This is a genomic window from Bradyrhizobium genosp. SA-4 str. CB756, from assembly GCF_000473125.1.
Classification (GTDB): Bacteria; Pseudomonadota; Alphaproteobacteria; order Rhizobiales; family Xanthobacteraceae; genus Bradyrhizobium; species Bradyrhizobium arachidis.
In genome coordinates, this window is sequence record NZ_KI421499.1 from 2,347,622 (window position 1) to 2,365,481 (window position 17,860).

Sequence of the window (17,860 nt, forward strand, 5' to 3'; positions counted from 1 at the left end):
TTCACGATGATCGAGGCGGTGGTTGCGCTCGCGATGCTGTCCATCGTGCTGGCGGCAATCGGCTCGCTGGTGGCCCGGAACGTACGCGGCGCGCAGCAGCTCGAGCAGCACACCGCGCTGATGCAGACGGCGCGTCTGATCGCGTCCCGTCTGCCGCAGGAGGGTCAACCGCTTCCGACTGAACTGGCGGGCAGGGAAGCCGGCTATCGCTGGCAGATGCGGATATCGCCGTTCGTGGATGCGGACACGGCGATTCCGGACTCGCCGTTCGTTCCGCAGCGAGTCGAGTTGCGCGTGCAATCGCCAACCGGGGCGATCGTCGCGCTCGAGACCGTGCGCCTGCAATATCGGGACGGGCGCCAATGAGCCGATCGCTTGTTCGGATGTGGAGGTCGAATGCGGGCTTCACCATGTTCGAGGCTCTTGTCGCCCTGGCGCTGATGGGGCTGGTTCTCGGCGTGCTGGCAAGCGTGACAGGAGGATGGTTGCCACCCTGGAATCGTGGCCTGCTCCAGACTCAGCGCAATGAGCAGGTCACGATCGCGCTCGATCGCCTGGCCGCGGACCTGTCTGCGGCCGAGTTTGTGACGCCGAACCGGGACAGCACCGCCGCCTTGTTCCGTGGCGATGAGTCCTCGATCGTGTTCGTGCGCTCGGCGCTTGGCCCGAACAACCGTCCGGGCCTGGAGATCGTGCGCATTGCCGAGACGGCCGATCGCACCGGGCGGGCGCTGGTGCGGGCCCAAGCGCCCTTCGTCTTGCTGCCGAGCGGTGATCCTGCGGTCGATCCGATACCGTTCAGGGACCCCGTCGTGTTGCTGCGCGCGCCGCTTCGTATCACCTTCGCCTACGCCGGCCCTCGTGGTGACTGGTTCGCCAATTGGCCTGCCTGGGCAGGCCTGCCGACGACGGTGCGTTTCGACCTTCATGACGCCGAAGGAGCGATCGTGCTTTCGACCGCAACGCGCGTCCGCGCCAACACGGCGGCACCTCAGTCGGAGCCGGTCAGTGATGCTCGCCCTGGCGATAGCCAGGCGGCAAATAACAGCGCCATCGGGGTCAGGTGACCATGAACCGTTCAAAGGTCGGCTCGAGGATGAGCGAGCGCGGTTTCATCGTGGTGGCGACGCTCTGGCTGCTCGCCGCCCTGGCCGGGTTGATCCTGGTGGGCTCGCTGTACATGACGCAATCGGCGATCGCGCTCAGCGCGTTCGATGCAGCCACGCAGCTGCAAATGATATCGACGGGAGGCGTCGAGCTGGCTGCGTACCAGCTCTCCGGTGTTGCGCCGGAGGCACGCCCATCTCGGGGCAGCTTCACCTTCCGGCTCGCGAACGCGAGGGTAGCGGTCGAGTACCAGTCGGAGGCGGCGCGCATCAATCTGAACATGGCGCCTCGATCCTTTATCGCGGGCCTGTTTGCAGCCCTCGGCGTCGGGTCGGACGCGGCCGGCCAGCTTGCCGATCGGGTGGCGGCGTGGCGGAATCCGCCAAGGCAAAATTTCCAGGACGAAGAGGACTCCCGCTACGCCGCTGCCGGCTTGAAGTACCGGCCGCGCCACGCAGCCTTCAGCAATATCGACGAGCTCTCGCTCGTCATGGGAATGCCTCCGGAGCTGGTAGAGCGCGCGCGGCCGTACCTGACATTGTACAGCGGCATTGCCGGAATCAACGTCCTGGAGGCCGCTCCGGAAGTCCTCGCCGCGCTTCCCGACATGACCTCCGCGAAGGCCGATGCATTCCTCAATCAGCGCGACTCCTTGTCTTCGAAGGATCCGGATTTCGTCCTGGGTATTCTCGGCGGCAGGGTGGCCGGCGCCACGGTGGCGGTAGGCAATGCCTACCGCATTCGCATGCGCATCATTCTTCCCGACGGCCGGGACAGCAGGTCGGAAGGGGTCATCATGCTTCCCGATCGGGGCACGAAGAGCGCCTACCGGGTGTTCACATGGCGAGACGAGATCGATCCGTCGACAGGAGGGGCGCAGAGATGAGCGTCGTCAGTGAAATCACGGCAGCGTTGTCGTTATGGATCGACTCTGTTGCCGCTGTCGTAAGCGCGCGGCTCGTCAATGTGAAACCGGTTCGCCGGATCGAAGTCGCCGAGGACGAATCCGGCGCCTTCTCCATGCGTCTTGCGCCGAGAACGAAGGTTGCAGACGGCGATCTCTCCCCCTGCCGCGTCGACGTCAGCGATGGCACCGTCAGCGGTCCGCTTTCGCCGCAATGGGCGGCCGCGGTGCGGGGGGGCGTGGTCGAGTTGCGGCTGCAGCCGTCCCGCTTTGTTTTCCGCCCCATCGAGCTGCCGAGCCGCGCCGCCGAGTTCCTCGACGGTATCATTCGTGCTCAGATTGATCGTATCACGCCCTGGGCCCCCAGCGAGGCGCTCTTCCACTGGACGCCCCCTCAAGGCATTGCCGGCGACCGCATCGAAACGACGGTGGTGGCCACCGGACGCGCCGCGGCCTCGTCTCTCGTGCAGGCATTCTCCGACCTGGGAGCAGCAGGCGTCGAGATCGTGACCGGGACACCCGAGCACGGCCGGATTACGGTCCTCGATCAGCGGAGCGGCAAGCAGGCGGAAAATCGCCGGGTCCGCACCGCCCTGGTCGCAGGTCTCGCAGCGACTGCTCTGCTGGCGATGCTGTCGCTCGGGTTCGGCGGTTTCGTCGCCGACTCCTACGACGCGCAGCAGCAGCGAACCCAGCAGCGGATCGCGGAACGGCGCGCGGTGATGCGCGGCAATCAGGCCGGCTCGGGCGGCAGCCCGCTCGACCTGTTGATCCGGCGCAAGCAGGGCTCGCCCTCCAGCGTGCTCGTCATCGAAGCGCTGTCGGCGCTGTTGCCTCAGGATACTTACGCGACCGAGGTCCGGATCGAGGGCGACAAACTGCAGATCGTTGGCGTCACCCGCGACGCGCCATCGCTGATTTCGATCCTGGAGCAGTCACCACACTTTTCCAGCGCGGGTTTCTTCGCGCCGACGACGCACGCCACCAACGAGTCTGGCGAGCGTTTTCACATCGAAGCCAAGCTCAAGCCTTATTTCGGGTCCGGTACATGATCAGCATGCCGCGGGTTGAATCCCTTCTCGTACGATTTCCGATCGCGGCGGCGGCCGCCTACGTCGCCCTGATCGTGATGTTTCTCTTCATCACGATCAGCACGACGCTCGACGTCCTGGAGCGACGTGGAGCGGCAGGGGCCGCCCTGGAAATCCTCGAGCGCCTGGACGCGCGCGGTCCGGGACGTGCCCCGGCGGCCCAGGCTGCCGTCAGTGTCCCGCCGGGCTCGCCATTCATCGAGGGCGGGACCGCCTCGCTTGCCGGCGCCGCGCTGCTGCAACGCCTCGTGACGGCGACGAAGCGGGTGAACGGCGACACGCTGTCGTCCCAGGTCGATGTTCAGGGCTCGAAATCCAAGGCAGGCTTCATTACGGCGACCTCGAACTTTGAGATCGATCCCGCCCAGCTCCAGCCGCTTCTGTACGATCTCGAAGCGGGAATGCCGTTTCTGTTTGTTGACGAGCTGGTCGTGCAGGCGTCATCAGCGTCGACGCAGGGCGGCAAGCTGCGTGTGCTGCTTGGTGTGTCCGGACAGTGGCAGGGCCAGAAATGAATAATGCGGGGCTCAGCAGACGCCCGGCGCGCGCTCGTTATCTGTCGGATGTCGCATTTCGATGCCGCTTGATCGGATCGTCATGTTAGCGCTATGATGATAATGTCACAATTCCGAGAGATGCAAACGTTATTGCTCGCCTCCATGTTCCCCCTGGAGAAAGGCGCGGAAATGCGCGCTCTGGCCTTGCTGATTGGTTTGGTGCTGATCGGTAACGCCGAAGCGCTGGCCACGAACGCGCCGCTGACGGTCGATGCCCAGACCACCGATCAGAGCGGCGGCGATTTGTTCGCGCCGAGGCCGGTTGTGGCGGCACCCGCCAGCACTGCGCCGCCAGCGTCGCAGCCGAGTGCGATTGCTGTTACGACTGCGCCTCCGGTCGAGCACATCACGAGCGGCAATCCGCTATGGGCGATTCCTCTCGCACGTCTGACGGCTTCGCGCGACCAGCCATTGTTTGCACCGTCGCGGCGTCCGGCGCCGCCGCTGGAGATGATCCGGTCCGTGGCGGCGCCGGTCGGTCCACCCCCCAAGCCGCCAGAACCTGAGAAGCCCGAGCTCTCCTTGCTTGGCACAGTTGCAGGGTCGCGCGAACGGATTGGCCTGTTCATCGATTCCGCAAGCAAGGAAGTTCTGCGCCTCAAGGCGGGCGAAGACCATCGGGGATGGACGCTGCGTAGTGTCCGCCCCCGTCAGGTCGAACTGGCGAAGGGGCTGGATAATGCGATCCTCGATTTGGCCCCCCCCGATCTCAAACCAGGGCCATCCGCACCAATGCTTGCCGGGACGGCCGCGCCAATGGCCGCTCCGGGAACGGCAATGACAGCGTCCGCCGCATCGTCGCCGCCAGCGGCTCTCGTCAACGCAATCAAAGCGACAGGCTCGCTTCAAACATTGACGAGCGCTGGCGTTCAACGCGCACTACAGGTGCCCCAACCACCTGGAAGTCCGGGCACGCAGCAGAGGCCTCGCTAGGTGAAACTCGGGTTGACGCGCAGACCCGCGCCTTTGAGCGATGCGCACGAAACAGCTCGACGCAGGCGAATGCAGGATTGCGATGCTGGAGCCATCGAAAGCTGCGCCGCTGGTGCGACCAACGGCCGCGTAATGCTGCCGGGACGCGAAAGCCAGCTCGTCCGACATTGTTGCGCTTGCCACGTAATGACCGCCTTTCGCCCAACATAACGGCCGCTTTCCATCTTAAATTTGAAGTCATTTTTTTAATGTTGGTCACAGCAACGATAAGAAACATTCTTACAAGGATGAGAAATAGGCATCGCGTAACGGGCAGTGGGCTGCTGCTTGTGCAGGCGTTTAAAGCCGAGTCTGTGTTTGTAGTTTTTGGGGGTTGAAATGCGCGCGACAAATGCGATCGATTTGGCTTGCCTAAAGTCCGCGTGTTCAGAGTCGAACGAGAACGTATACAGCCTCGGTCTGAAGCAGGACGAAAGCAGCAGACTTCGCCGCATCGAAAACCTCAAGCTCGAGAACGCGCTACTGATGCGCATGGTCGAGGAAACCCGGATCGACATCGCACGCCTGCGCGAGCTGCTGTCTGCGGTGTGACCGCCGAGACTTTTCTGGTCGGCTAATTCGCGCCGCCGGCCGCATGGGCCGCCGCGGCGACCGGCAGGCAAGACAGCCAAGCGACCCTGATCGGATTGGCGCTCGCCGATAGGCGGGCCCAACCGCCCGCGTCCTTGTGTGCCGCGCTCGCGGCTTCCTTTGCGGCCGCTCCATGCGGGACGTCCCGCACGCACCCTTCGAACAATGTTGTGCGTCTTGTTTTCGTGGTCGCTGCGCGTGCGGCGTCTATGAAGCAGGAACCACATTCTGATCCGCGCTTCTCTGCGGAGGGCGTGCCGTCGCGCCGTGCACGCGCGGCGAACGGTACTTCGGCTGGGTACGAAACGATCATGCGATTGAGAAACTACCTGGCGATCGCATGCTGTCTCATCTGCTCCCCTCTGCTCGGTGGTTGCGGATTCATTTCGATGTCAGGGCCGGCCAGCATCGACGTCAAGGCCGAGAATACGACCGTGCTGCCGTTCGCCGTCGTCAAGCTGACGCCCGACATCGTGCATCTGCTCGAGAAGTTCGAACCCAGCGGATTGCCTGGAGCTCTGTCCGACAGTCGTCCTCCCTCGAGCATTCGCTTCGGCATCGGCGACATCGTCAGCGTTACGATCTTCGAAGCCTCCGCCGGCGGCTTGTACGTGCCGCTCGAGGCCGGCGTGCGACCGGGCAATTTCGTGAGCCTCCCCGATCAGGCCGTCGATAACGACGGAAATATCACGGTGCCCTATGCCGGCCGGATACGCGCGGCGGGACGCACCAACGTGCAGATCCAGGATGACATCCTGGCGCAGATCAAGAAGCGTGCAATCGATCCGCAGGTCGTCGTCACATCGAGCCAGCAGCGGTCGTCGCTGGTCAGCGTGTTCGGCGAGGTCAGGACGCCGGTGCGCTTCCCCATGCCGGCGGCCGGTGCGCAGGACCGGATCACCGACGCAATCACCCGCGCCGGCGGCATCAGCGGCGCCGGCTGGGAGACCTGGGTGGTCCTGGAGCGCAACGGCAAGCGCGCCACGGTGCCATTCGGCAATCTGGTCTATTTCCCCGCGAGCAACATCTTCGTGCAGCCGGGCGATCGAATTTATCTCTATCGCGAGCCGATGAAATTCGTCGCCTTTGGCGCGACCGGCCAGCAGGGCGAGTTCAATTTCGACGCCTGGCGCATCAATCTCACCCAGGCGGTCGCGAAGGCCGGCGGGCTGCTCGACTTGCAGGCCGACCCTGCCTCGGTCTTCCTCTACCGCCGCGAGCCGCGCGACGTGGCAAAGCAGCTCGGGATCGACTGCTCGAAATACGACGGCGATACCGTCCCGGTCGTGTTCAACGTCAATTTCCAGGACCCGGCGGGGTATTTTGTCGCCACCAAGATGCAGATGCGTCCGTTTGACGTGCTCTACGCCGCCAATGCACCGGCGGTGGACATCACCAAGGTCCTGAACTTCATCAACACCGCCGTCGTGACCGCCGACGATGGAGTGACCCTCGTCAATGACATCAAGGTGGTTCGAAGCAAGCTCTGAGCGACGGCGGGTACAGATGGGAGTGCCTCGTTTCATATCGAGACAAGTCGGTTTCGACGAGTTATGATAATGTGGGATTCTTATACGGTATCGGCTGGTCGGCAATGTTGTCCCCACGCGGGGCGACGAGAGAAATGCGCGCTGGCTATCGGAGGCTTCGCAGCATGGGCGATGCTATGTCAGGGTTCAGATTTGCGAGCGGTAGCGGGCTTGTCGCCTATGTCGTCGCCGTCATGACGGTCTCGGCGATGGCTCAGTCGCCTGGTCCGGCTGAACGGCGTGAGAGCACGGTCATCGGCGGCCAGCCGAGCGGCTCGACGCTTCATCGCTGCGTCGATGTGCAGATCGGAGGCGACAGCGCGTTCGGCTGTCTGAACGAGAAGCTTCGGCGCGAGGTGGACAAGGTCAATCCGACGCTCAACCTGCCGCCGATCGACGCGCGCTCGTCCGACGTGCGGGTCGGCAACGCGAATGAAGCAGCCGTGCGCCAGCAATACGGCTCGAACTACGGTCGCTCCGTCATTCCCTATCGTCCGCCGCCGATTTCGAACGTGCTGCCGCATCGATGATGTCGAAGCCGTCTCCGCGCGCGACGTCGATTGGGGCCACATGCCGATTGTGGTCGTCGGCCGCGCTGTGTCTGCTCATCGCTCTGAACGGGCAGGCGAGGGCGGAAGACGACGAAAGTGGCCACAAGCAGGAGATCAGCGAAGTCACGGCTTCCCCAACGGAGACGGACGAGAGCGTACTCGAACCCCTGATGCTCGAGCCGTTTGCACCGCGACCGCTCACGGCCGCCGATTTTCCGCCGGTAAATCCGCTTCTCGCCGGTTCCACATACGCCAATTCCACGTATCGGACGAGCGCACTGTTCGGCCGCGACTGGCGCGCCGGCCGGGCGCAATACCGCCAGCTCATCGAGCGTGAATCGCTCGCCTTCGGCCTTCCGCCCGCCCTCGTGGATGCCGTCATGGCGGTCGAGAGCCGCTACAATACAGCCGTGGTCGGAATGGATGGCGAGGTCGGATTGATGCAGGTGATGCTGCCGACCGCGCGGATGATGGGCTTTACCGGAACGTCAGCGGAGCTTGCCACGCCCGACGTCAATGTGCATTACGGCGTCCGCTATCTCGCGGGAGCCTGGCGTCTCGCTCACGGCGATCTCTGCACCGCGACAATGAAGTATCGCGCCGGCCATGGCGAGACGCGCTTTTCGTTTCTGTCGGTCGAGTACTGCACGCGTGTCCGCGCTCATCTGACCGCCAACGGCGTTCCGGTCACCGGCTCCGTGCCGCAGCCGACATTCGGCGGATCCCCTGCGCTCGGCCGGGCTCCCGCCAGGGCAGCCACGCGCGGTCGCATGCTGTCGGGGACAGGCGCTATCAACTTCGCCGAGCTCAATACGCGCCTGCGCAGCGCGGCCGAGCGAAAGTCGCCGTCCGATCTGCGCTGACAGGATATTTGCCGAACAGGATATTTGCTGAAGACGACCGGCGGCTTGGAAATCAGGCCTGTCGTCTCATGCGCGCTTCTTGCTTCGCGATGGACGCCGACGCCGCACGGCGGCGGGGGCCGGGCGGCTGGTCGCCAGCGCCTGGCCGATGGCCTGCCAGCATTTCACGGCATCACGGAAGGCGTGCTCGTGGGCAGAGCTCTTGCCGCGCCAATCCATCAGTTGCTCGGCGTCCGCAATCGTGGCCTCGCCCGACTTGAGGCGCAGGATCCACGACAGTGCCTCACGGATTAAGGGATCTAAGTGATCGACCTGATGGTTTCGCTTCGTCACGATCCAGCGCTTTCCCGCCCATGCCGGTCATGAGCGGATGGCCCCGATCGACATATCTCTGTAGGTGAGACGATGCAACGCGCTGAAAACCGAATTTGCTGCGGGCGGGACGTTTGAGGCGGTCGGCGCAATGCTCGACTGCCTGCTTGAGATCGGTCTCGACGGTCCGAACCGTCACACCGAGAAGTGCGGCGATCTCCCGGTTCGGCAATCCCTCGATGCGCGACATTATCAGGACGCGGCGCCGGCGCTCCGGAAGCTCGGCAATCGCGCGCTTGAGCAGTTCGACCTCGGAGCGGTCCTCGATCACGCGAGCTGCGTCCGGCCGGTCATCGGGAATCTCGAGCAGGCTGTCGACCTCGTCCGCGGTGAGGCGGCGCTTTTCGGCGCGGCGGCGATCGGTGGCGATGTTGAGCGCGATGCGAAACAGATAGGCCTTGGGGCTGCGCACCGGTCCGATTTCCCGCATGCCGGAGAGACGGAGATAAGTCTCGTTGAGCGCCTCGGAGGCGAGGTCGGGCGAGCCGAGACGGCGCGTCAGCCGCCGATCGAAATCGACATATTCGGCGAGCAGCAAGCTGCGCAGGCTCGAGATGCTATCGTTAGTCATGTTACGCCCCACTTATTAAGCCCCGAATTTTTGCGGGACCGTAGTGAGGCCGCACAACGATAATGTGACGAGCTGTTATTGAGTATCGATCATCTCACGATAGTTGCGTTATGTTGCGAGGAATCATCACATCAAGCGAAGCGTCGTGCGATGAGCGCGAGAATCTTTTCGCGGCGACTGCGAGCGCGACGTCTATCGGGTAAGGCCCGGCCGACTGGCTGTCCCGGTTGGTTCGGGCTGTCCGAATATCTATGCGGCAGCGACGAGCTGGCCGCAATGCGAGCATGAAATCGAGGCTTAGGTGAATTCGCGTGATCTGCACGAGAGGCGCGCACGCCGCCATACGCCGCTTCGGTTGCGCGCCGCACGGAGAGGCCGGGCGGTCGTCGCATGCGTCTTGCGGCTCTCAATCTGCGGTCTGGTGATCTGCGCGACATGTGCGAGACCGGCGGCGGCGAAGCCCGAGGCCAATGCCGGGAAGCCTGCTGCAGCAAAGCCTGCGGCCGCGCCGGCAGAGACCGCGCCGGCCAAAGGTGCCGCCGATGCCGCAAAGCCGGCAGCTCCGGAAGCTCGTTTCGACATCGACGAGTTTCGCATCGAAGAAGCGGACAATCTGCCGCAGATCGAGGTCGAGGCCGCGGTCTATCCTTTTCTCGGCCCGCACAAGAGTGCGCAGGACGTCGAGAAGGCGCGCGCCGCGGTGGAGAAGGCCTATCACGATAAGGGTCTTCAGACCGTGACCGTGGCCGTCCCCCAGCAGGATGCGCAGCGCGGCTTCATCGTGCTCAAGGTCGCCGAGAACCGGGTCGGACGTTTGCGCGTGAAGGGCTCCCGCTATTTCGACCTCAAGAACATCAAGGACAACGCTCCTTCGCTGAAGGAAGGAACGTTGCCGAACTTCCAGGACGTGACCAAGGACATCGTCGCACTCAATCGCTGGTCGGACCGGCGCGTCACGCCGGCGCTGCGGGCGGGTGTCGCGCCGGGAACGGTCGATGTCGATCTCAACATCGAGGACACCTATCCGCTGCATGGCAGCATCGAGCTCAACAACAAGCAGAGCCCGAGCACCACTCCGCTGCGGGCCAGCGTCTCGATGCACTACGACAACCTTTGGCAGCTCGGCCACTCCATGACCTGGACCTACCAGGTCGCTCCGATGAATCCGAAGGACGCGATGGTCGTCTCCGGCTCGTATCTGGCGCGCACGGAGATCGATTGGCTCAGCGTTCTCGTCTATGGCCTCGTTTCCGACAGCTCGGTGGCGACGGTCGGAGGCGCAAACGTCGTTGGTCCCGGCCAGGTCGTCGGTGGTCGCGCCGTCCTGACATTGCCGTCGAGGGGCGATCTGTTCCAGACGCTGTCGCTCGGCGTCGACTACAAGGACTTCAAGCAGACGCTCCAGCTCGGCAGCGATGCCTTCAGCTCCCCCGTGACCTATGTGCCGCTCGTCGGCACTTACGGCGCGACCTGGCAGGGCGACGGGCATCTCACGCAGCTCAATGCGACGGTTACCACCGGCTTGCGCGGCATCGGCTCGAACCGCGACGAGTTCGACGCCAAGCGCTTCGACGCGACCGCGAGCTTCATCACGCTGCGTGCCGACATCTCGCACACCCAGGATTTCGCCGGCGGCTTCCAGCTCTACGCCAAGCTCCAGGGCCAGGCGGCGGATCAGCCGCTGGTATCCAGCGAGCAGTTTAGCCTCGGCGGCCAGGACACAGTGCGCGGCTATCTCGAATCCGAGGTGCTCGGCGACTATGGCGTCGCCGGAACGCTGGAGCTGCGCACGCCTAACCTCGCGCAGTACATGCAGCAGAAGTTGCCCAATCCGCTCGGCGATCCCATCAAGTACAACGCGTTCGACGATTGGCGCTTCTTTGCGTTCGTCGATGGCGGCAATGCCAGGATCCACGAGCCGCTGACGGACCAGCAGTCGCATTTCGATCTGGCGAGCTATGGCGTCGGCATGCGCATGAAGACGCTTCGTTATCTCAACAGCATCGTTTTCGTCGGCGTTCCGCTGACCAGCCAGCAGGTCACCGTCGCCAATCATCCGCGGTTCAGCTTTCGGGTCTGGGGAGAATTCTAGATGTCGCTCCTTCGTTTTGGATCACGTCCCGGATTTCGCCTGAGCGCGCCGGTGATGCTCGCTCTCGTCTTCCTCGCGGCGCTGTGGCCGAGCCCGGCATCGGCGTGGTGGAACGACCAGTGGACGCTGCGCAAGAAGATCACCATCGACACCGGTCAGTCCGGTGCCGGCGTCAGCGACGCGATCGGCACGACGCCGATCCTGGTCCGGCTCCACGTCGGCAATTTCCGCTTTGGCGCGGCCAAGGAGGACGGCGGCGACCTCCGCTTCGTCGCCGGTGACGACAAGACACCGCTGAAGCACCATGTCGAGAAATACGACTCGCTGCTCGGCGAGGCACTGGTGTGGGTCAGCGTTCCCGATCTGAAGCCGGGGACCAAGAACGACATCTGGCTCTACTACGGAAACCAGAAGGCGCCGGCCGCAGTCGATGCCAAGGGGACCTACGATCCGGACACGCTGCTGGTCTATCACTTCAACGACCGCGCGACGCCGGCGCAGGACATCACGGCCTGGGCGAACTCCGCGCAGAACGCGGTGCTTGCGGCCGACGGTGCCATCATCGGGCAGGGCGCGCGCCTTGACGGTCAGACTGCGCTCACGCTTCCAGGCTCGCCGTCGCTCGTCGTCGCCGAGGGCGGCGAGCTCACCTGGTCGATCTGGGTCAAGATGACCGCGCCGCAGCCGGGCGCCGTGTTGTTCGCCCGCACCGAGGGCGCGAACGGGCTGACGGTCGGACTGGACAACGGCGTCGCGTTCGTCGAGGTCGCGAACGGCGGCAACACCCAGCGCGCCGCCGGCGGCGCCGCGATCGCGGCCGCGACCTGGCACCATGTCGCCTTCACGGCCAAGGGCGGCCAGATCACGCTCTATGTCGACGGCAATCAGACCGCAGCGCTCGCAGCTGGCCTGCCCACCATGACCGGTGTGGCGCAACTCGGTGCCGCCGCCAGCGCGGCGGGCGCGGCTCCCGCTGCGGATGCGGCGGCCAATCCGGCCGCGCCCGCAGGCGATGCTGCTCAGACGCCGGCGCCGGCTCCGGTCAGCGCGGCTGCCGGATTTGCCGGCGACGTCGATGAATTCCAGATCGCGAAGGTTGCGCGCCCAGCCGGCTTCATCAAGCTCGCGGCGATCGGGCAGGGGCCGGAGCAGGCCAAGCTGATCTCGTTCAGCGTCGATGAGGAAACCTCGGGCTGGTTCAGCGGCGGCTATTTCGGCGTGATCCTGCGCTCGGTGACGCTCGACGGCTGGGTCGTCATCGGCCTGCTCGCGATCATGGCGTTCATCAGCTGGTACGTCATGGTCGACCGCGTCTCGTACCTGAACAGGGTTGCGCGCGGCAACGAGATCTTTCTCAAGCACTTCCGCGAGACCTCGACCGACATCAGCGGTCTGCTTCAGCTCGACAGCCAGGAGAATGATCCGAGTTTCGGCGGCGAGCTCGGCAAGAAGCAGCGCAAATGGGTGCATGCCGCGCCGCTCTATCGCATATTCGCGGCCGGCGCGCAGGAAATTCGCAAGCGCTTTGCGGGTGGTGGCTACCGCCGGCTGTCGCCGCAGGCGATCCAATCGATCCGCGCCGTGCTCGACAGCGGCTTCGTGCGGGAGAGTCAGCGCCTCAACCGGTTGATGGTGATGCTCACCATCGCGATCTCCGGCGGCCCGTTCCTTGGCCTGCTCGGCACCGTCGTCGGCGTCATGATCACCTTCGCGGCGATCGCGGCCAGCGGCGACGTCAACGTCAACGCCATTGCGCCAGGCATCGCAGCCGCCCTGGTCGCCACCGTCGCGGGCCTCGGCGTCGCGATCCCATCGCTGTTTGCCTACAACTACCTGACGATCCGCATCAAGGACGTCTCCAGCGAGATGCAGGTCTTCGTCGACGAGTTCATCACGCGGATCGCGGAGTCCTATGAACTGCCGGACGAGCCGGTGAAGCAGGCGGCGGAGTGAAACCATGCAAGTCCAATCCGAGAGCAAGCCGTACGACGACATCAACATCACGCCGATGCTCGATCTCGCTTACGTGCTGCTGGTGATCTTCATCATCATGACCACGGCGACGGTGCAGGGCATGAAGGTGAACCTGCCGAAGGCGAGCGCAGCGCCGTCACTGGCGCAGCAGACCACCAAGGCGATCACGGTCGCCAATGACGGCAAGCTGTTCCTCGATACCATCCCCGTGACGCTGCCCGAGCTCGAGCAACGGCTGGTGCAACAGCGCGCGCTGACGCCGGAGTTTCCGATCGTGGTGCGCGGCGATGCCCAGACCCAGTACCAGAACGTCGTCGACGTGCTCGATATGCTCGGCCGCCTGAACTTCACCCAGGTCGGCATGGCGACGAAGCCGGTGGCGCGGTGAACCCGGTTGCATGTGACGCCGATGGACCAGCGCGACAACAGCAACGAGAGCGAGGGACCGGCCTGGCGGCGCTATCCGCTGCTGGGCGGCGGCGGTCTGCTCGTCGTTGCGCTCATGGTCGGCGGCATCATGGTGCTGATGAGCGGCGACAAGAATCCGCCGCGCAAGGTGAACGAGCTTCAGGTCACGATGATCCTGCCGCCGCCGCCACCTCCGCCTCCGCCGCCGCCTCCACCGGAGCAACAGCCCGAACAGAAGATGGTCGAGCAGACGCCGGTCAAGCAGGAGATGATCGAGGAGAAGCCGATCGACATCCCCAAGGAAGCACCGCCGGATGCGCCGAGCGATGCCAACGACAGTCCGCCATCGCTCGAAGCCAACACCACGGGTCCAGGGACGCTGAAGGGTGGCAAGGGCGGCCTCATCGGAGGCGGCGGCGGTGGTGGCGGCGGAAGCAGCAAATGGGGCTGGTACGCCAGCATCGTGCAGGCGCAGATCGAGGCCGCGCTGCGCGCGAACGACAAGACGCGTCACGCCGTGATGCGGGTCAGGGTCCGGCTATGGCCGGATGCGACCGGCCGGATCACCCGCGTTCAGCTGGTGTCCTCGACCGGCAACAGCGAGCTCGACGCGGTGATCCGCGATCAAGTCCTCAGCGGCATGACCTTGCGCGAGCCGCCGCCGAGGGAAATGCCGATGCCGATCGTGATGCAGGTCACGGCGCGCAGTCCGGGCTGAGAAGACCGCGGAACGGAGAGCCGTCCGCGCAAACGGGTTTGAGAGTGAAGAAGGGTTGACGTTATGTGGCGTGCAGAGATGACAAAGCGACAGCTCGCGGGAACCGCAGCTATCCTGCTTGCGCTTTCCGTTCCCGCGTCGGCCCAGGATGATACGCCGCCGGGCAAGCGCCCGACGGTATCGCGCAACGCGCCGCCGTCGTCGAATGCGACCGTCAACCTGATCAACCTGCTGGTGAAGCAGGGCACGCTCAGTGAGGAGCAGGCGGCAGCGCTGATCAAGCAGGCGGACGACGAGGCCTATGTCGCCCGCCAGGCCACGCGCGACGCCACGACGAAAGCCGAGGGCGCCGAGAAGGCGGCGGCGACCGCGACGGACGCGGTCTCGCCGCCCGGCACCAAGCGTGTCACTTATGTTCCCGAGATCGTCAAGAAGCAGCTGCGCGACGAAATTCGCGCCGAGGTCATGGCGAAGGCGGAGAAGGAGAACTGGGCCTCGCCGGGCAAGTATCCGGAATGGGCGCAGCGGATCCGCTTCTATGGCGACGTTCGGGTGCGGTATGAGGGGGACCATTTCCCGGCCGGAAACGGGCCGCTGCAGAACTACAATGCGACCAACACGGGAAGTCCGTTCCTCGAGGACAATTTCAACGCGGTCAATCGGTACTTTCCTCCGACCTACAACACGACGCAGGATCGCAATCGCTTCCGATTTCGCGCACGGCTCGGTGCCGATGTCGATCTGTATGACGGCTTCACCGCAGGCCTGAGAATTGCGACGGGGGAGAACAGCTCGCCGGTCTCGACCAATCAGACGTTCGGCAACAATGGCGGCGATTTCTCGAAGTACGCGCTCTGGCTCGATCGCGCGTTCATCAAATATCAGCCGGTGCAGGACTTCGTTGGTTCGGTCGGCCGGTTCGACAACCCGTTCTGGTCGCCGACGGATCTGGTCTGGTACAAGGAGATCGGCTTCGACGGCTTTGCCATCCAGGCCAAGCAGGAGGTCGCTGAAGGATTTACGCCCTTCTTCGTCGGCGGCGCGTTCCCCGTCTTCAACACCGATCTGAACGCCGGGCTCAACACGGCGAACCTGAATGGACCGATCAAGACTCCGAGCCGCGACAAATGGCTATTCGGTGCGCAGGGCGGCTTCGGGGCGCGGTTCGATCCCGAAACGAGCCTGACCATGGCGGTCGCTTACTATGATTTCACGAACATGCGCGGCAAGCTTTCCTCGCCATGCCTTGTCGGCGCTGCAACCGATGTCTGCGACACGGATATCTTGCGGCCTTCATTTGCCCAGAAGGGCAACACTTACATGCAACTGCGCAACATTCCCCTGGTGCTGCCCGCGTCCTTTCCGCCAGATGGCTCTCTGAACTACCAGTACTACGGCCTGGCGAGCGACTTCCGTCCGGTTGTCGCCAGCGCTCAGCTCGACTTCGCCCAGTTCAATCCAATTCACGTCATCCTCGACGCAGAATATATCTGGAACACGGCGTTCAATCGTGGAGCGGTCTCCGCTGTTGCGGTGAACAATTTCGCGGGAACGCCTGATGGCTCGGCCGGCCCGTTCAACGGCGGCAACCAGGGCTGGCTCACGCGCCTCACCGTCGGCAATAAGGAGATCAAGCATCTCTGGGACTGGAACGCGCATGTCGGCTACAAATATCTCGAGTCCGACGCGATGGTGGATGCGTTCGTCGATTCCGACTTCGGTCTCGGCGGCACCAACCTCAAGGGCTACTTCATCGGCGGCAATGTCGGCCTCGGCGAGAACATCTGGGCTTCGGTGCGCTGGATGAGCGCTAACAATATCGCGGGCCTGCCCTATGCAGTCGATATCGTGCAGCTCGATCTCAATGCGAGGTTCTGACCATGCGGCTGTTGCGTCTCTCCTCCATTGCCGCGTTGGCGTTCATTATCCCCGCGATCGCGCACGCAGACCAGGAAGGCGATCGCCTGCGCGAGGCGCTGCGCACCGCGACTGCGCAGGCGAGGGCGGCGGAAGATCAACGCGCCGCGCTCCAGGCCAAGCTGACCTCGGCCGAGCAGGAACGTGACCGGCTGCGCAAGCAGAACGAGGCCTACCGTGCCCAGGTCAAGGAAGCGGAGCAGGCCTATCGTCAGGCCGTGAAAGACTTCAACGAGCGTCTGTCTGAACGCGACGATTCACTCGAAAAGTGGAAGGTCGCCTATGGCGAGGCGGCGGGCGTCGCGCGGGCCAAGGACGCCGAGCGGGCTAAATTCGAAGCTGAGGCCACCGCGTTCAAGGCGAGCACCAAGGCTTGCGAGGCCAAAAACGTCCAGCTCGTGAAGACGGCTAACGAGGTCGTGACCAAATACGAGGCGATGGATCCGTTCGAGAAGGTTCTCGACCACGATCCTGTATTTGGATTGAAGCGGGTCGAGCACCAGAATGCGGCCCAGGACTTCCGCGACAAGATCCTCGAACAGAAGGCCAAGCCATGACCGATCACGCATTCAAAGCCGCCATGCTTGCCGGCGCGCTCATCGCTGCCAGCTCGTCGATGGCCACGGCGCAGACCCGCAATGCACCCCAGCCGGCGCCCGCACCCGCACCGGCGCGTCCCGCGCCTGCAGCTCCCGCGCGCGCGCCGGCCGCCGAGGACGTTTCGGCGGTGAAGACCGGCGAGGTCATCGCACGGGTCGGCGGCAGCGACGTGACCGCAGACGAGGTCAAGGCGACGATCATGCTTCTGGACGCGCGCCAGCAGGCCGCGATGGCGCGTGATCCGGCCCTGCTCAGCCAGACGGTGCGGGCAATCCTCGCCAATCGCCTCGTGCTCAAGGAGGCAACCGCCAAGAAATGGGAGCAGCAGCCGGCGGTCGTCGCCCAGCTCGCGCGTGCGCGCGAAAGCCTGATCGTCGAAAGCTATCTCCAGTCCGTGACGGCGCCGCCCGACGGCTTTCCAAGCGAGGCCGAGGTCAAGAGCGTGTATGAGGCAAATGCCAGCGCGCTCCTCGTCCCGCGCCGCTTCCGCCTTGCCCAGATCGTGATCGCCGTGCCGAAGGATGCGGATAAGGCCGCTGAGGACACCGCACGCAAGAAGCTCGATGACGTCGTCAAGAAGGTCAAGCAATCGGGTGCGGATTTCGCGGCGATTGCGCGCAGCTCGTCCGAGGAATCCTCGTCGGCCGAGCGTGACGGCGAGATCGGCTGGGTGAACGAGCCGGATCTGCGGACCGAAATTCGCAGTCAGGTCACTGGACTGCAAAAATCAGGCATCACCGAAGCGATCCGGCTTGATGACGGCTGGCACATCGTGAAGCTGCTGGATACCGAGGCTGCGCATACGCGGCCGTTTGCGGAGGTGAGGGATGCCCTGGTGCAACGTATGCGGGTCGAGCGCATCGAGGCCAATCGTCGCGCCTATGTCGCGGAACTGCTCAAGCAGTCTCCCCCGGTCGTGAACGAGATCGCGCTTTCCAAGCTGCTCGAGGCGAAGCCCGACGCCGCGCCGTCGCGCTAGGCAATCGTCTGTCTCATCAGTCCCGGCCAGATTGCGGCAGCGCGGTTTGGCCGGGCTTTTTGCG

General features: G+C 64.3%; 19 protein-coding genes. 17 read left to right on the forward strand and 2 right to left on the reverse strand.

The window, feature by feature from the left end; translation table 11 throughout:
* Window positions 1-6 precede the first annotated feature (6 nt).
* The 10 genes from BRAGE_RS0111620 to BRAGE_RS48400 all read left to right on the forward strand — a co-directional run bounded on the left by BRAGE_RS0111620 (window position 7) and on the right by BRAGE_RS48400 (window position 8,165).
* The gene (locus BRAGE_RS0111620; RefSeq protein ID WP_231164052.1) at window positions 7-366 is read left to right on the forward strand and encodes a general secretion pathway protein GspI; all 360 of its coding nucleotides are present in this window, start codon (window positions 7-9) and stop codon (window positions 364-366) included.
* Window positions 363-1,067, forward strand: coding sequence for a PulJ/GspJ family protein (locus BRAGE_RS0111625; RefSeq protein ID WP_027559765.1), 705 nt, complete (start codon window positions 363-365; stop codon window positions 1,065-1,067). Before BRAGE_RS0111620 ends, BRAGE_RS0111625 begins: the two co-directional genes overlap by 4 nt.
* Before the next feature lie 2 nt (window positions 1,068-1,069).
* The gene (locus tag BRAGE_RS0111630; RefSeq protein WP_027559764.1) at window positions 1,070-1,993 is read left to right on the forward strand and encodes a general secretion pathway protein GspK; all 924 of its coding nucleotides are present in this window, start codon (window positions 1,070-1,072) and stop codon (window positions 1,991-1,993) included.
* Window positions 1,990-3,063, forward strand: coding sequence for a PilN domain-containing protein (locus tag BRAGE_RS0111635; protein ID WP_027559763.1), 1,074 nt, complete (start codon window positions 1,990-1,992; stop codon window positions 3,061-3,063). The genes BRAGE_RS0111630 and BRAGE_RS0111635 overlap by 4 nt, the downstream gene beginning before the upstream one ends.
* The gene (gspM, locus tag BRAGE_RS0111640) at window positions 3,060-3,617 is read left to right on the forward strand and encodes a type II secretion system protein GspM (protein ID WP_027559762.1); all 558 of its coding nucleotides are present in this window, start codon (window positions 3,060-3,062) and stop codon (window positions 3,615-3,617) included. The genes BRAGE_RS0111635 and gspM overlap by 4 nt, the downstream gene beginning before the upstream one ends.
* A gap of 120 nt (window positions 3,618-3,737) precedes the next feature.
* On the forward strand, window positions 3,738-4,592 hold the full coding sequence (locus BRAGE_RS51630; RefSeq protein ID WP_141263009.1) for a hypothetical protein: 855 nt from the start codon (window positions 3,738-3,740) through the stop codon (window positions 4,590-4,592).
* Window positions 4,593-4,970: 378 nt separating this feature from the next.
* Window positions 4,971-5,183, forward strand: coding sequence for a hypothetical protein (locus BRAGE_RS0111650; RefSeq protein WP_027559761.1), 213 nt, complete (start codon window positions 4,971-4,973; stop codon window positions 5,181-5,183).
* Between the two features lie 428 nt (window positions 5,184-5,611).
* Complete coding sequence (locus tag BRAGE_RS0111660; RefSeq protein ID WP_027559760.1) at window positions 5,612-6,712, forward strand: polysaccharide biosynthesis/export family protein; 1,101 nt, start codon at window positions 5,612-5,614, stop codon at window positions 6,710-6,712.
* A 176-nt stretch (window positions 6,713-6,888) separates the two neighbouring features.
* Window positions 6,889-7,281 carry a hypothetical protein gene (locus BRAGE_RS56780; protein ID WP_231164051.1) on the forward strand — a complete coding sequence of 131 codons (393 nt, stop codon included), beginning with the start codon at window positions 6,889-6,891 and terminating at the stop codon, window positions 7,279-7,281.
* Window positions 7,282-7,472: 191 nt separating this feature from the next.
* A complete protein-coding gene (locus BRAGE_RS48400) occupies window positions 7,473-8,165 on the forward strand; it encodes a lytic transglycosylase domain-containing protein (RefSeq protein WP_084334399.1) in 693 nt (230 codons plus the stop codon).
* Between the two features lie 66 nt (window positions 8,166-8,231).
* On the opposite strand, the gene BRAGE_RS52695 is transcribed toward BRAGE_RS48400, so the two are convergent.
* Both BRAGE_RS52695 and BRAGE_RS48405 read right to left on the reverse strand, forming a co-directional pair.
* Window positions 8,232-8,498 carry a FecR/PupR family sigma factor regulator gene (locus tag BRAGE_RS52695; protein ID WP_159073930.1) on the reverse strand — a complete coding sequence of 89 codons (267 nt, stop codon included), beginning with the start codon at window positions 8,496-8,498 and terminating at the stop codon, window positions 8,232-8,234.
* Window positions 8,449-9,108 carry an RNA polymerase sigma factor gene (locus tag BRAGE_RS48405; protein ID WP_063617179.1) on the reverse strand — a complete coding sequence of 220 codons (660 nt, stop codon included), beginning with the start codon at window positions 9,106-9,108 and terminating at the stop codon, window positions 8,449-8,451. The genes BRAGE_RS52695 and BRAGE_RS48405 overlap by 50 nt, the downstream gene beginning before the upstream one ends.
* A gap of 397 nt (window positions 9,109-9,505) precedes the next feature.
* Here BRAGE_RS48405 and BRAGE_RS0111685 point away from each other — a divergent pair, with 397 nt between their 5' ends.
* The 7 genes from BRAGE_RS0111685 to BRAGE_RS0111715 all read left to right on the forward strand — a co-directional run bounded on the left by BRAGE_RS0111685 (window position 9,506) and on the right by BRAGE_RS0111715 (window position 17,796).
* Window positions 9,506-11,200, forward strand: a complete 1,695-nt coding sequence (locus tag BRAGE_RS0111685; protein WP_051377834.1) for a ShlB/FhaC/HecB family hemolysin secretion/activation protein — start codon at window positions 9,506-9,508, stop codon at window positions 11,198-11,200.
* Entirely contained in the window at window positions 11,201-13,153 is a 1,953-nt protein-coding gene (locus tag BRAGE_RS0111690) for a DUF2341 domain-containing protein (RefSeq protein WP_027559758.1), read from the forward strand. It begins immediately after the preceding gene.
* A gap of 4 nt (window positions 13,154-13,157) precedes the next feature.
* Entirely contained in the window at window positions 13,158-13,562 is a 405-nt protein-coding gene (locus BRAGE_RS0111695; protein WP_027559757.1) for an ExbD/TolR family protein, read from the forward strand.
* A 21-nt stretch (window positions 13,563-13,583) separates the two neighbouring features.
* Entirely contained in the window at window positions 13,584-14,300 is a 717-nt protein-coding gene (locus BRAGE_RS0111700; RefSeq protein WP_051377836.1) for an energy transducer TonB family protein, read from the forward strand.
* Between the two features lie 78 nt (window positions 14,301-14,378).
* Entirely contained in the window at window positions 14,379-16,178 is a 1,800-nt protein-coding gene (locus tag BRAGE_RS0111705; RefSeq protein WP_231164050.1) for a putative porin, read from the forward strand.
* A 2-nt stretch (window positions 16,179-16,180) separates the two neighbouring features.
* Window positions 16,181-16,774: a hypothetical protein gene (locus BRAGE_RS0111710; protein WP_035729624.1), complete on the forward strand. Its 594-nt coding sequence runs from the start codon at window positions 16,181-16,183 to the stop codon at window positions 16,772-16,774.
* On the forward strand, window positions 16,771-17,796 hold the full coding sequence (locus BRAGE_RS0111715; protein WP_028146261.1) for a peptidylprolyl isomerase: 1,026 nt from the start codon (window positions 16,771-16,773) through the stop codon (window positions 17,794-17,796). Before BRAGE_RS0111710 ends, BRAGE_RS0111715 begins: the two co-directional genes overlap by 4 nt.
* Window positions 17,797-17,860 lie beyond the last annotated feature (64 nt).